The organism is Bradyrhizobium sp. CCGE-LA001 (assembly GCF_000296215.2).
GTDB lineage: Bacteria > Pseudomonadota > Alphaproteobacteria > Rhizobiales > Xanthobacteraceae > Bradyrhizobium.
In genome coordinates this window covers 1,381,521-1,394,001 of sequence record NZ_CP013949.1, presented here as the reverse complement: position 1 = coordinate 1,394,001, position 12,481 = coordinate 1,381,521, and the positions used below count along the sequence as shown (strand labels likewise).

Sequence of the window (12,481 nt, the reverse complement as noted above, 5' to 3'; positions counted from 1 at the left end):
TGCGCTTCGCGCATATGCTCGTCTAACCCACCCTACGGCACCGATGCTGATGCTTACGTATTGAACCGGAAATGCATCACGTCGCCGTCGGCGACGACGTATTCCTTGCCTTCGAGCCGGAGCTTGCCGGCATCGCGGGCGCCGGCTTCGCCGCCGAGCGCAACGTAGTCTTCATACGCAATGGTCTCGGCGCGGATGAAGCCCTTCTCGAAATCGGTGTGGATCACACCGGCCGCGCCCGGCGCCTTGGTGCCGCGATAGATGGTCCAGGCGCGCGCTTCCTTCGGGCCCACGGTGAAATAGGTGATGAGGTCGAGCAGCGTGTAGCCGGCGCGGATCAGGCGGTCGAGGCCGGCCTCTTCAAGGCCCAGCGTCTCCAGGAAGTCGGCGCGCTCCTCGCGCGAGATGGTCGCGATCTCGGACTCGATCTTGGCGGAGATGACGACGGCGACGGCGCCTTCCTTGGCAGCCTGCTCCTGCACCGCCTGGGAGAACGCATTGCCCGTCGCAGCCGAGCCTTCCTCGACGTTGCAGACATAGAGCACCGGCTTCGACGACAGCAAGCCAAGCATGGAGAAGGCGCGCTCCTCCTCGGCCTTGCGCTCGACGAGGCGGGCGGGCTTGCCGTCACGGAGCAGCACCAGGGTGCGGTTGACGAGGTCGAGCTGCTCCTTGGCGTCCTTGTCGTTGCCCTTGGCCTTCTTGGTGAGATTGTCGACGCGCTTCTCCAGGCTATCGAGGTCGGCCAGCATCAGCTCGGTCTCGATGGTCTCGATGTCGGCGAGCGGGGCGATCTTGCCCTCGACATGGGTGATGTCGGAATCCTCGAAGCAGCGCACGACATGCGCGACGGCATCGACCTCGCGGATGTTGGCGAGGAACTGATTGCCGAGGCCCTCACCCTTGGAAGCCCCGCGCACGAGGCCGGCGATGTCGACGAAGGTCAACCGGGTCGGAATGATCTGCGCCGACTTGGCGATCGCCGAGAGCTTGTCGAGCCGCGGATCCGGCACGGCGACCTCGCCGACATTCGGCTCGATGGTGCAGAACGGATAGTTCGCGGCCTGCGCCGCGGCCGTCTCGGTCAGCGCATTGAACAAGGTCGACTTGCCGACATTGGGCAACCCGACAATCCCACATTTGAATCCCATAGATCCTGGCCTCCGCGCTCCGCGCGTAAATGTATTCCGGATTCGTCATGCGCGGGCTTGACCCGCGCATCCATCGCCTTCGAAGGATGGATCGCCGGATCAGGTCCGGCGATGACAAGTGTCATTCCTTGCCGTTCTCGTCCTTGGTCAAAAATCCCTTCGCCTGCATGGCAAGATGCACCCTGTTGGCGAAGGTCGCGTCCGTGCCCTTGGCGATCAGTGCCGCGTGCTCGGCCACCGCATCGCAGAGCGTCGCCACCCAATCATTGTCGGCCTTGGCGAAGTCCGACAGCACGTGGCCGTGCACCAGTTCCTTGACGCCGGGATGACCGATGCCGAGCCTGACACGGCGATAGTCGTTGCCGATATGGGCCGAGATCGAGCGCAGGCCGTTGTGGCCGGCGATGCCGCCGCCGATCTTCACCCGCACCTTGCCCGGCGGCAGTTCGAGCTCGTCGTGGAACGCGGTGACGTCACCGGGCGCGATCTTGAAGAAGCTTGCGGCCTCCTGCACGGCGCGGCCGGACTCGTTCATGTAGGTCGTGGGCTTGAGCAAGATCACGCGCTCAGTGCCGAGCGTGCCTTCCGCGGTCTCGCCCTGAAAACGACGGCGCCATGGTGCGAAACCATGACGCCGCGCGATCTCCTCGACGGCCATGAAGCCGATATTGTGCCGGTTACGTGCGTATTTCGCGCCGGGATTGCCGAGCCCAACAAAGAGTCGCATGACGCGGCGCGCCCCTCGCTCGGCGCGCGATCAAGGACCGCGCGCCAGCTTTGAGAGATTACTTCTTCTTGTCGCCGGCCGGAGCCTTGGCAGCCGCCGCCGGAGCAGCAGCGCCCGCAGCCGGAGCCGCCGCAGCAGGAGCTGCAGCACCCGCAGCCGGAGCCGCGCCACCAGCAGCCGCCGCAGCTGCGGCCTTCTGCTCTTCGGCGTAGCCTGAGGGCGGCACGATGGTGACGAGGGTCGCGTCCTCGCGGGTCAGCGCCTTCACGCCGGCCGGCAGCTTGACGTCCGCCAGATGCAGCGAGTGGCCGATTTCCAGCGAACCGACGTCGGCCTCGATGTATTGCGGGATGCTCTCGACACCGCATTCGAGCTCGATGGCGTGGGCGACGATGTTGACGGTGCCGCCGCGCTTCACGCCCGGGGACGTTTCCGCCTTCACCACGTGCAGGGGCACGCTGATGCGGATGGTGGCGCCTTCGCCGAGCCGCATGAAGTCGACATGGATTGGGAAGTCCTTGACCGGATCGAGGTGATAGTCGCGCGGGATCACGCGGTGCTTCTTGCCCTCGAGCTCGATGTCGACCAGCGTGGTCAGGAACCGGCCGGCGAGGATGCGCTGGCGCAGCTCACGATCCTCAATCGAGATCGTGACGGGGGGCTGGTTGTTGCCGTAGATCACTCCGGGCACTCTGCCGGCGCGACGCTCAGCCCGGGCGGCCCCCTTGCCGCTCTTCGGACGCGCGGTCGCCTTCAATTCCTTGACGGTCGTCGCCATGTCGTTAAGTCCTTGTTTTTGCAAAAGTTAATGGGCCGCAGCGCGGCCCATGGCATCATCCGCAGCAAGCCTCCAGGGGTGCGGGGGCCGCAGACGTGGCGGGCTTTTACCCGGAAGATGCGGAAATGACAAGGAGAATGGGCCCCTGTCATGCCTGGGCTTGACCCGCCTGCGCGGCCGAAGCCGCTTCGGCGAGGCGAAGGCCGGGGCATCCATCAGGCAGAACGGCACCTTTCGAAGGGGATGGATGGCCGGGGCACGCCCGACTATGACGAGTTGGCGAGACCACGCGCCCTTATGTCAGGGCGTCGGCGCGCCGCCGAGCTTCGCCTCCAGCGCGGCGATCCGCGCCTTCAGGGTTTCATTCTCCTCGCGGGCGAGGCGGGCCATGTCCTTGACCGCCTCGAACTCCTCGCGCTTAACCAGATCCATGTCGCGCAGGAATTTTTCCGCCTGGGTGCGCATCACCGTGTCGAACTCGCGCTTGACGCCCTGGGCGGCGCCGGCGGCATCGTTCATCAGGCGGCCGATCTCGTCGAAAAACCGGTTGTTGGTCTGGGTCATTTCGGTCTCCTGGCGGGCTTCGGATAAACTTTGCGCGAACGCTCGAAAAGACAATGGCAATCCGCATCGGGCGGTTCAAGAGCGAAGCGGCGGTATCCTTGTCATGCCCCGGTTTCCTTGCAATCGTATTCAACGTCCCTGCATAAGAGGAATCACAAGGCGTCGGCTGGCGCGCAATCGCCGAAATCTCGCGCCGCAATCTGGTTCAGACATAGAAGGCGCGATGCCCTTTCTTCTCATCGACTTTCCTGCCTTCAAGCCCATCGCGCTCGAGATCGGTCCTTTCGCGATCCGCTGGTACGCGCTGGCCTATATCTGCGGCATCGTGTTCGGCTGGCTCTATGCGCGCTCGCTGCTGAAGAAGGAGCGCCTCTGGGGCGGCCCCGCGCCGATGTCGCTGGTGCAGATCGACGACTTCATCCTCTGGGTCACGCTCGGCATCATCCTGGGCGGCCGCACCGGCTATGTGCTGTTCTACAACCTGCCCTTCTTCGTCGAGCATCCCGCCGCGATGTTCAAATTGTGGGAGGGCGGCATGTCGTTCCACGGCGGCTTCCTAGGCTGTGTCGTCGCGGTGATGTGGTTTGCCTATCGCAACGGCATCTCGATCCTGTCGCTGGGCGACATCACCACCGCGGTCGCGCCGATCGGGCTGCTGCTCGGCCGGATCGCCAATTTCATCAATGGCGAATTGTGGGGCCGCGCCACCGATGCGAGCCTGCCCTGGGCGATGATCTTTCCCAACGACCCCACACATTTGCCGCGCCATCCGAGCCAGCTTTACCAGGCCGGCATGGAGGGCCTCCTCCTCTTCACCGTGCTCGCGGTCATGATCCGCTTCGGTGCCTTGAAGCGGCCCGGCATGATCCTCGGCGCCTTCATCCTGGTCTATGGCCTGGCCCGCATCGCCGGCGAGCATTTCCGCGAGCCGGACGCGCAGCTCGGATTCCTCTGGGGCGGATTAACCATGGGCATGCTGTTGTCGATCCCGATGCTTATCGTAGGCCTCATACTTATTGTATGGGCTGTCAGGCGCGGTGCGCCGAAGCCAATCGAGGCCGTCAGTTAATTTCATCTCGAGAAGATAGACCGTGTCCGACCAGCCGCTACTCAACGAGATCAAGGCGCTGATCAAATCCTCAGGCCCGATGCCGGTCTGGCGGTACATGGAACTGTGCCTGATGCATCCGCGCTACGGCTATTACGTCTCGCGCGATCCGCTCGGGCGCGAGGGCGACTTCACCACCGCGCCCGAGGTCAGCCAGATGTTCGGCGAGCTCCTGGGGTTGTGGACCGCCTCGGTGTGGAAGCAGATGGGCTCGCCGCAATTCCTGCGGCTGATCGAGCTCGGTCCCGGCCGCGGCACCATGATGGCCGATGCGCTGCGCGCCTTGCGCGTGCTGCCGCCACTCTATCAGGCGCTTCACATCCACTTGGTGGAGGTCAACCCGGTGCTGCGCGAGCGGCAGAGCGCGACGCTGGCGAACGTGCGCAACATCGCCTGGCACGACAGCATCGACGAGGTGCCGGAAGGACCGAGCATCATCCTCGCCAACGAATATTTCGACGTGCTGCCGATCCACCAGATGGTTCGACTCGAGGACGGCTGGCACGAGCGCGTGATCGAGATCGATCCCAACGGCAAGCTTCAGTTCGGCACGGCGCCCGAGCCGACGCCGCGCTTCGACGTGCTGCTGCCGCCCTTGGTGCGCGCCGCCCCGATCGGCGCCGTGTTCGAATGGCGGCCCGACGGCGAGATCATGAAGCTTGCAACGCGCGTGCGTGACCAGGATGGCGCAGCGCTGATCATTGACTACGGCCATCTGCGCAGCGATGCCGGCGACACCTTCCAGGCGATCGCGCGCCACACTTTCACCGATCCGCTCAAGGCACCGGGTCAGGCCGACGTCACTGCTCATGTCGATTTTCAGGCGCTGGCGCGTGCGGCGGAGGATGTCGGCGCACGTGTGCACGGTCCGGTGACGCAAGGCGACTTCCTCAAGCGTGTCGGCATCGACACCCGCGCGGCGGCCTTGATGCAGAAGGCGACGCCTGAAGTCGCCACCGACATCTCAGTGGCGCTCAAGCGCCTGACCGATACCGGGCGCAGCGGCATGGGCTCGATGTTCAAGGTGATCGGCATCTCCGAGCCGCAGCTGACGGGTCTCGCCGGCCTCAGCGATCTCGAACAGGCCGGAGGCCAATGATGACCCTCACTTCCTCGCTGCTGTCGGCGGTGCCCGGCCTGCGCCATGCCTTCTTCACCCGCGAGGGCGGTGTCTCCAGCGGCATCTATTCGGCGCTCAACGGCGGGCTCGGCTCCAACGACGACCAGGCTCTCGTCGCGGAGAATCGCCGCCGCATGGCCGAGCATGTCGGCGTCGCGCCGGAGCGCTTCCTCAGCCTGCACCAAATCCATTCGCCCGACGTGCGCGTCGCCGAAACTCCCTGGCCGAGCGGGCCGCGGCCAAAGGGCGATGCGCTCGTGACAAGGACACCCGGCATCGCTCTCGGCGTTTCCACCGCCGATTGCGGACCGGTGCTGTTCGTCGATCCCAATGCGGGCGTGATCGGCGGCGCGCATGCCGGCTGGAAGGGCGCGCTGAGCGGCGTGCTCGAAGCAACGATCGCCGCGATGGAGAAACTCGGTGCCACCCGCGGCGGCATCATCGCCGCGATCGGCCCGCTGATCCGGCAGGAGAGCTACGAGGTCGGCAACGAGTTCGTCACGCGCTTCATCGAAGCGGATGCGGAGAATGCCGTGTTCTTCATCCCGTCGGTGCGCGAGGGCCATGCGATGTTCGATCTCGCCGGCTTCATCCGCAAGCGGCTCGAAGCCGCCGGCATCCTGATGATCGACGATCTCGGCCTCGATACTTATGCGGACGAACGCTTCTTCAGCTATCGCCGCTCGGTGCATCGCAAGGAGCCGGATTACGGCCGCCACATTCACGCGATCGCACTCGAAGCGTGAGATCTCGTGCCCCGGACGCGGCGAGCACGCAAGTGATGCGCCGTTGAGCCGGGGCCCATGTCTCTTCAATCTCGATCTCGGCGGCCATCTGGGTCCGGCTCAGCGCAGCGGCACTGCGCGCCACAGCGCGTCCGGGACACGCACCGTCGCCTTGAAGGCTGCGCGGTCGAAGCGTGAACACACGGGCAACCCCGTGTCATTCCGGGGCGGCAGGACCGTGCGTTGTGTCGCCGCCGCCCTAGACCTTAATCGATTTTAACGATATCGCTGCCCTCCATAATGAGGGACGCGTCGTTCATCTTGGGCCGTGCAGGTTCGCGCGTGCTGGCGGTCATGCTGCTGGCAGCGGCGACCGCGCTTGGCGGCTGCGCGGGAGGCGGCAGTGGTGCCGCCAACTCCTATGCGATGGCGCCGAGCGGCAGCAGCGGCGCCACCGTGGCGTTCGAATCCATCGACGGGCCGCCGCCGCAGGTATTCGACCGCATGGTCGGCGTGCTCGACAGCGAATCCAAGCTGCGCAGCCTGTCCGTGGTCTCCCGCGAGGGCTCCGCCGCCTACCGCGTGCGCAGCTACCTCTCCGCCCAAATCGTCCGTGGCAAGACCGTGATCGCCTGGGTCTGGGACGTCTACGACGCCAACCAGCAGCGGGCGCTGCGCCTGTCCGGCGAGGAACCCACCTCCGCGAAGGCCGGCCGCGACGCCTGGGGCGCTGCCGACGACCTCGTCTTGCGCAAGATCGCCCAGGCCGGATTCAGCGGACTTTCCAACATGATCAACGGGACGCCGGATGCTCCCGGCGCAGCGCCGAACCTGCGCGGACCGGCGGTGGCAAGCGTGATCAAGGAGACACCTGTGCCGGACATGCCGGCCTCGGCGCTTGGCTATGCCGCGCAATAACCACCGCTAAACCACGGCCTCAAGTCGCGGCCAAACCGTTGGCCCGACTCAGGATTTTCGAAGGGAAAACGTAGCATCCCGGGTTGCCATTGCGGCCTCTCGCCTGATATTTCCTCGCCCGTCGTAACCGTGCTGCCAGTGGGTATTTTCTGATGTTGAACGTCGTATCCAGCAAAGCGCGGGAGGAAGCGTCCATGTCGGCCAAAAACGGCTCCATCAAGCTCGTCGCCGGCAACTCCAATCCGGCTCTGGCCCAAGCCATCGCGCAGGGCCTCAACATGCCGCTGACCAAAGCGGTGGTCCGGCGCTTCGCCGACATGGAGATCTTCGTCGAGGTCCAGGAGAACATCCGCGGCTCGGATGCCTTCATCATCCAGTCGACGTCGTTTCCGGCGAACGACAATCTGATGGAGCTCTTGATCATCACCGACGCGCTGCGCCGCTCCTCGGCGCGCCGCATCACCGCAGTGATCCCCTATTTCGGCTATGCCAGGCAGGACCGCCGCTCCGGCTCGCGCACGCCGATCTCGGCCAAGCTCGTCGCCAATCTGATCAGCCATGCCGGCGTCGACCGCGTCATGACGCTCGACCTGCATGCCGGCCAGATTCAGGGCTTCTTCGACATCCCGACCGACAATTTGTTCGCCGCCCCCCTGATGGTGCGCGACATCCGCGAACGTTTCGACCTCGGCAAGGTGATGGTGGTCTCGCCCGACGTCGGCGGCGTGGCCCGCGCCCGCGGCCTCGCCAAGCGCATCAACACCCCACTCGCGATCGTCGACAAGCGCCGCGAGCGTCCCGGTGAATCCGAAGTCATGAACGTGATCGGCGACGTCTCCGGCTACAGCTGCATCCTGGTCGACGACATCGTCGATTCCGGCGGCACGCTGGTGAATGCGGCCGACGCGCTGCTCGCCAAGGGCGCCAAGGACGTCTACGCCTACATCACCCACGGCGTGCTCTCCGGCGGCGCGGCCGCACGCATCTCCGGCTCCAAGCTGAAGGAGCTCGTGATCACCGACTCGATCCTGCCGACCGAGGCGGTGACCAAGGCACCGAACATCCGCACGCTTCCGATCGCCAGCCTGATCTCCGACGCGATCGCGCGCACGGCGGCGGAAGAGTCGGTGTCGAGCCTGTTCGACTGAGACCGTCGTTCCGGGACGGCGCCCAGCGCCGAACCCGGAATCCATCTTTCAGCAATCCGCGTAGATCGCTGGGTCGGGCGCGTGCGACGCCCGCCCCGGAGTGACGACGACCTCCCCTACGCCACGGCCCCTCATAGCCCCCGCGGGTTGTTGCCGGCGCCGGCCCATGACATCATCCAGATACCGAGTCATCCCTGCCCCTCTGGACGCCTGATGCCACGCCGGAAATTTGCTTGGGAAAAGCTGTCGGATGATGCGTTGCTCAAGCAACGTCTCCGCAGCCTGAGGGTAACGGTCGAAGGCACCTGGCTGGAGGACTGCGTCGGCACGCTCTACGAGGAGCTCGAAGAGCGTGGCATCCGGCTGCGGCCGCACACATGGATTTCGAGCGAATGGTTCAGTCCGGGCGACGTGCCCGGGATCGCCATCCCCTTCTACCTCGCCCATCCGCGCCTGATGAAGCTCGAGAAGAAGATGATGTTCGACGTCGAGGGCGGAACCTGGCGCGAGTGCATGGCCATCCTCCGTCACGAAGCCGGGCACGCCTTGCAGCACGGTTACCAGTTGCAGCGGCGGCGGCGTTGGCAGCAGCTGTTCGGCCCGTCGTCGAAACACTACCCGCGCTATTACCGGCCCAATCCTGCAAGCCGGCGTTACGTCCAGCACCTTCGGCTCTGGTATGCGCAGAGCCATCCGGACGAAGATTTCGCCGAGACCTTTGCGGTGTGGCTGCGGCCGCGCTCGAACTGGCGAACGCGATATGCCGGCTGGCCGGCGCTGAAGAAGCTCGAATATGTCGACGAGCTGATGGGCGAGATCGCGGGAAAGCGGCCGCAGATCACGACGCGGGAGCGTGTCGATCCCCTGAGTCGGCTCAGCCAGACACTCGAAGAGCACTACAAGAAGAAGCAGGCGTTCTATGCGTTCTCGCCGCCGAAGACCTACGACAGGGACCTCTCCCGGCTGTTTTCAGCCGATCCGCGGCACCATCGGTCAACGCCGGCCTCGAGCCTGATCAGGCGGCACCGCGCCCAGATCAGGCAACTGGTTGCGCGCTGGACGGGTGAGAACCAGCTCACGCTCGATGCGGTGCTTGACGAGATGATCTCCCGCTGCCGCGATCTCGATTTGCGGGCCGTTGGCCCCGAACAGAAGCTCGTTCTCGATTTCATCGTCCTCGTGACCGCCAAGACGATGCACGCGCTGTTTGGCCCGTCTCGGCGCAAATGGATCGCGCTATGAGACGCCTCCGTATTCTGGTGCTGATGCATCCGGACTTCCTGCCGCCGGACTCGAGCGACGGATACAGCGCGCAGGAAATCAACACGTGGAAAACGGAATACGATGTCGTGAACACCCTGCGCGCGGCCGGCCACGAGGTTCGCGCCCTCGGCGCCCAGGACGAGATCAAGCCGGTGCGCGAGGCGATCGAGGAGTTCAAGCCGCACGTGGTGTTTACGTTGCTGGAAGAATTCCACAACAACGTCGCCTATGACCAGCACATCGCGAGCTATCTCGAACTGATGAAGGTCGCTTATACTGGGTGCAACCCGCGCGGCCTGATCCTGGCGCGCGGCAAGGATCTGTCGAAGACGCTGGTGCATCATCGCCGGATCGCGGCGCCGGCTTTCGCCGTCTTCCCGATGCGCCGCAAGGTGAAACGTCCGACGCGTCTTGCGCTGCCGCTGATCGTCAAGAGCCTGAACATGGACGGCTCGTTCGGCATCTCGCAGGCCTCGATCGTCGATACCGACGAGAAGCTCGCCGAACGCGTCGCATTCATCCACGAGCGGGTCGAATCCGCGGCCATCGCCGAGCAGTTCATCGAGGGGCGGGAGCTCTATGTCGGCGTGCTCGGCAATAACCGGCTACGTGTCCTGCCGGTTTGGGAGCTGAAATTCGGCAGCATGGGCGGACGCAGGTCTCGGCACATCGCCACGGAGAAAGCCAAGCACGACACCGATTATCAGGAGAAGGTCGGCATCGTCGACGGGCCGGCGAAGGATCTAGCGCCCGAAGTGACCGCACGCATCCAGCGCGCCGCGAAACGCATCTACCGGGCGCTTGGCCTCGACGGCTACGCGCGCATCGATTTCCGTCTCGCCGCCGATGGTACGCCGTATTTCATCGAGGCCAATCCTAACCCCGAGATCGCGAAGAGCCAGGAATTCGCCACGGCCGCCCAGCATGCCGGGCTCGAATACCCCGACCTCCTGCACCGCATCCTGACCCTCGGGATCAGCCGGGCGAAGGCCGGTGTGTCGTTGGGCTGACAACGGCCGGCACAGCGGCCGAGAGCCGCTGTCGAAGCTGCTTGACGAGTTTTGCATTGTCATTCCGGGGCGGCGCGCCAGCGCCGAACCCGGAATCCATCTTGCAGCAATCCGTGTCGACCAATGGCTTCCGGGCGCGCGCTGCGCGCGCCCCGGAACGACCATTGCCTACCCCACGATTCCCGCGGCGACCTGGCCACGCAGGCGTTCGAGGCCGAGCAATGTCTCGGCACAGGCGGCCGCGACTTCGACGCCCTTGATGGCAAAATGCCTGCGGAAGAAGTCGTAATGCACCTCGGTCTCGTGGAATTGCTGCGGCGTCAGCACGGCCGAGAACACCGGCACCTCGGTGCGCAGCTGCACGTCCATCAGCGCCTTGATCACGGTGTCGGCGACGAACTCGTGGCGGTAGATGCCGCCGTCGACGACGAGGCCGGCCGCGACGATGGCGGTGTAGCGCCGCGTCTTGGCGAGGACCTGTGCGTGCAGCGGAATCTCGAACGAGCCGGGCACCTCGAACACGTCGACATGGGTGAGGTGCCGCGCCTCGGCCTCCCTCATGAAGGCGATGCGGGCCTCTTCGACCACGTCGCGGTGCCAGCAGGCCTGCACGAAGGCCACCCGCTGCGGCTTTGCGAAGCGCGGGTGCTCGGTCGCAGGTCCTTTCGGAACCGGCGGTTGGCCTACTTCAATTTCGGCTTGGGACGTTTCGGCTTGTAAAGTTTCGGCTTGTACAGTTGCGGTTTGGGGATCTTGCAACATCTGATTCATGGCTTTCCTCGGTTTAAGGACCAGAATCAGGGCACACGGAACGACAAACAGCCGCATCTTGCGATGCGTCTGCCACCGACCGTTCTCTTTCATCCGGACTTTGACCGTCGGCTTCGGAGTTGCACCGAATCTGCTGACCCTTCCCTTCGGGATCACCCTCGCGGAAGGCGCTCGCGGGCTTAGGCCTTTCGGCCCTTACCGCCGGTGGGGACTTTCACCCCGCCCTGAGAACATCGGCCGTTCGGGATGAACGGCCTGCCTGGAAATATGCCGCTCGCGCGCCACCGCGGCAAGCGGGTTCCGCATGGGCAAATCGCATGGTCCCATGCCATGGCAGCGGTCCGGCCCTCGCGGGACGGAATTTGAGGCTTGGCGCCCTTCCGCGCGAATCCGATTCCGGTTTGTTCTCCTCCACGGGATTGCGGCCTCCTGCGTTAAGAATTGTGGCGGAGATGAGCTGTGGACGAACGAGTCCTGGCTTGTGGACGGACTCGCGACCCCGTTGCGCAGATTCCGCAAATCACATCACTTGATCCGCGACAGGCCCGCGCTGATCCAAGGGGATCGCAAGAGCGACACCGAGGAATCGCAGCAGCGCTTCCGAGGGGCTCGCTAGCGACGTTGAGGGAGTTCGCCGGGCCAGCCGCGTGCGTATCAAACACAACAAGAAGGCAAGAGGTCGAGACGGCATGTCCCTGCTCGAAGGCACTATCGATTCCAAAAGCCATCCGCTCGCGGTGGTCGAGGATATCGCTGCCAGCAACAACTGGCCGTTCGAACGCTCCGGCGAAGACGAACTCACGATTGTCTCGAAGGGACAATGGACCGACTACCAGCTCTCCTTCACCTGGATGGGCGAGATCGAGGCGCTGCATCTGGCCTGCGCCTTCGACATGAAGATTCCGCCCGCGCGACGCGGCGAGGTGCAGCGGCTCGTCGCCGCCGTGAACGAGCAGCTGTGGGTCGGCCATTTCGATTTGTGGACCAATACCGGCATGGTCATGCACCGTCAGGCCCTGGTGCTGCCGGGCGGCCTCACCGCCTCGACCGCACAATGCGAGGCCATGCTCGCCGGCGCCATCCACGCCTGCGAACGCTACTTCCCGGCGTTCCAGTTCGTCGTGTGGGCCGGCAAGACCACGGCCGAGGCGATGGACGCCGCGATGTTCGACACGGTGGGCGAGGCGTAAGGCCTGCT

General features: G+C 64.9%; 13 protein-coding genes and 1 riboswitch. Of the genes, 8 read left to right on the top strand and 5 right to left on the bottom strand.

The genetic code is table 11. The features are described 5' to 3' along the window. Positions 1 to 53: 53 nt before the first annotated feature. From ychF to BCCGELA001_RS06705, 4 genes are all read right to left on the bottom strand, one after another. Complete coding sequence (gene ychF / locus BCCGELA001_RS06720) at positions 54 to 1,151, bottom strand: redox-regulated ATPase YchF (RefSeq protein ID WP_060734894.1); 1,098 nt, start codon at positions 1,149 to 1,151, stop codon at positions 54 to 56. A gap of 121 nt (positions 1,152 to 1,272) precedes the next feature. Further along, positions 1,273 to 1,878, bottom strand: coding sequence for an aminoacyl-tRNA hydrolase (gene pth, locus BCCGELA001_RS06715; protein ID WP_008544497.1), 606 nt, complete (start codon positions 1,876 to 1,878; stop codon positions 1,273 to 1,275). A 58-nt stretch (positions 1,879 to 1,936) separates the two neighbouring features. Further along, entirely contained in the window at positions 1,937 to 2,656 is a 720-nt protein-coding gene (locus BCCGELA001_RS06710) for a 50S ribosomal protein L25/general stress protein Ctc (RefSeq protein ID WP_008544496.1), read from the bottom strand. A gap of 300 nt (positions 2,657 to 2,956) precedes the next feature. Further along, the gene (locus BCCGELA001_RS06705; RefSeq protein WP_008544494.1) at positions 2,957 to 3,220 is read right to left on the bottom strand and encodes an accessory factor UbiK family protein; all 264 of its coding nucleotides are present in this window, start codon (positions 3,218 to 3,220) and stop codon (positions 2,957 to 2,959) included. Positions 3,221 to 3,443: 223 nt separating this feature from the next. Here BCCGELA001_RS06705 and lgt point away from each other — a divergent pair, with 223 nt between their 5' ends. From lgt to BCCGELA001_RS06670, 7 genes are all read left to right on the top strand, one after another. Beyond that, positions 3,444 to 4,289 carry a prolipoprotein diacylglyceryl transferase gene (gene lgt, locus BCCGELA001_RS06700; RefSeq protein WP_008544491.1) on the top strand — a complete coding sequence of 282 codons (846 nt, stop codon included), beginning with the start codon at positions 3,444 to 3,446 and terminating at the stop codon, positions 4,287 to 4,289. A gap of 22 nt (positions 4,290 to 4,311) precedes the next feature. Further along, the gene (locus BCCGELA001_RS06695; protein WP_008544489.1) at positions 4,312 to 5,427 is read left to right on the top strand and encodes a class I SAM-dependent methyltransferase; all 1,116 of its coding nucleotides are present in this window, start codon (positions 4,312 to 4,314) and stop codon (positions 5,425 to 5,427) included. Continuing rightward, on the top strand, positions 5,427 to 6,194 hold the full coding sequence (gene pgeF, locus BCCGELA001_RS06690) for a peptidoglycan editing factor PgeF (protein WP_008544486.1): 768 nt from the start codon (positions 5,427 to 5,429) through the stop codon (positions 6,192 to 6,194). Before BCCGELA001_RS06695 ends, pgeF begins: the two co-directional genes overlap by 1 nt. 279 nt (positions 6,195 to 6,473) lie before the next feature. Further along, positions 6,474 to 7,091, top strand: coding sequence for a hypothetical protein (locus BCCGELA001_RS06685; RefSeq protein WP_060734893.1), 618 nt, complete (start codon positions 6,474 to 6,476; stop codon positions 7,089 to 7,091). Between the two features lie 194 nt (positions 7,092 to 7,285). Next, positions 7,286 to 8,239: a ribose-phosphate pyrophosphokinase gene (locus BCCGELA001_RS06680; RefSeq protein WP_060737521.1), complete on the top strand. Its 954-nt coding sequence runs from the start codon at positions 7,286 to 7,288 to the stop codon at positions 8,237 to 8,239. A gap of 213 nt (positions 8,240 to 8,452) precedes the next feature. After that, the gene (locus BCCGELA001_RS06675; RefSeq protein WP_008544475.1) at positions 8,453 to 9,481 is read left to right on the top strand and encodes a putative zinc-binding metallopeptidase; all 1,029 of its coding nucleotides are present in this window, start codon (positions 8,453 to 8,455) and stop codon (positions 9,479 to 9,481) included. Beyond that, complete coding sequence (locus BCCGELA001_RS06670; protein ID WP_008544473.1) at positions 9,478 to 10,512, top strand: D-alanine--D-alanine ligase family protein; 1,035 nt, start codon at positions 9,478 to 9,480, stop codon at positions 10,510 to 10,512. The genes BCCGELA001_RS06675 and BCCGELA001_RS06670 overlap by 4 nt, the downstream gene beginning before the upstream one ends. 168 nt (positions 10,513 to 10,680) lie before the next feature. Here BCCGELA001_RS06670 and BCCGELA001_RS06665 read toward each other — a convergent pair whose 3' ends face one another. After that, positions 10,681 to 11,283 carry a 6,7-dimethyl-8-ribityllumazine synthase gene (locus BCCGELA001_RS06665; RefSeq protein WP_060737520.1) on the bottom strand — a complete coding sequence of 201 codons (603 nt, stop codon included), beginning with the start codon at positions 11,281 to 11,283 and terminating at the stop codon, positions 10,681 to 10,683. A 77-nt stretch (positions 11,284 to 11,360) separates the two neighbouring features. Next, positions 11,361 to 11,519: riboswitch (FMN riboswitch) on the bottom strand. Positions 11,520 to 11,972: 453 nt separating this feature from the next. Between BCCGELA001_RS06665 and BCCGELA001_RS06660 the strand changes: the two genes are divergently transcribed. After that, positions 11,973 to 12,473: a YbjN domain-containing protein gene (locus tag BCCGELA001_RS06660; protein ID WP_008544463.1), complete on the top strand. Its 501-nt coding sequence runs from the start codon at positions 11,973 to 11,975 to the stop codon at positions 12,471 to 12,473. Positions 12,474 to 12,481 lie beyond the last annotated feature (8 nt).

Excerpts from the sequence above, each read along its gene's own strand:
- BCCGELA001_RS06665 (WP_060737520.1), bottom strand. The coding sequence starts at position 11,283 with ATGAATCAGATGTTGCAAGATCCCCAAACCGCAACTGTACAAGCCGAA.
- BCCGELA001_RS06675 (WP_008544475.1), top strand. The coding sequence starts at position 8,453 with ATGCCACGCCGGAAATTTGCTTGGGAAAAGCTGTCGGATGATGCGTTG.
- BCCGELA001_RS06685 (WP_060734893.1), top strand. The coding sequence starts at position 6,474 with ATGAGGGACGCGTCGTTCATCTTGGGCCGTGCAGGTTCGCGCGTGCTG.
- ychF (WP_060734894.1), bottom strand. The coding sequence starts at position 1,151 with ATGGGATTCAAATGTGGGATTGTCGGGTTGCCCAATGTCGGCAAGTCG.
- BCCGELA001_RS06660 (WP_008544463.1), top strand. The coding sequence starts at position 11,973 with ATGTCCCTGCTCGAAGGCACTATCGATTCCAAAAGCCATCCGCTCGCG.
- lgt (WP_008544491.1), top strand. The coding sequence starts at position 3,444 with ATGCCCTTTCTTCTCATCGACTTTCCTGCCTTCAAGCCCATCGCGCTC.
- BCCGELA001_RS06670 (WP_008544473.1), top strand. The coding sequence starts at position 9,478 with ATGAGACGCCTCCGTATTCTGGTGCTGATGCATCCGGACTTCCTGCCG.
- pth (WP_008544497.1), bottom strand. The coding sequence starts at position 1,878 with ATGCGACTCTTTGTTGGGCTCGGCAATCCCGGCGCGAAATACGCACGT.
- pgeF (WP_008544486.1), top strand. The coding sequence starts at position 5,427 with ATGACCCTCACTTCCTCGCTGCTGTCGGCGGTGCCCGGCCTGCGCCAT.
- BCCGELA001_RS06680 (WP_060737521.1), top strand. The coding sequence starts at position 7,286 with ATGTCGGCCAAAAACGGCTCCATCAAGCTCGTCGCCGGCAACTCCAAT.
- BCCGELA001_RS06710 (WP_008544496.1), bottom strand. The coding sequence starts at position 2,656 with ATGGCGACGACCGTCAAGGAATTGAAGGCGACCGCGCGTCCGAAGAGC.
- BCCGELA001_RS06705 (WP_008544494.1), bottom strand. The coding sequence starts at position 3,220 with ATGACCCAGACCAACAACCGGTTTTTCGACGAGATCGGCCGCCTGATG.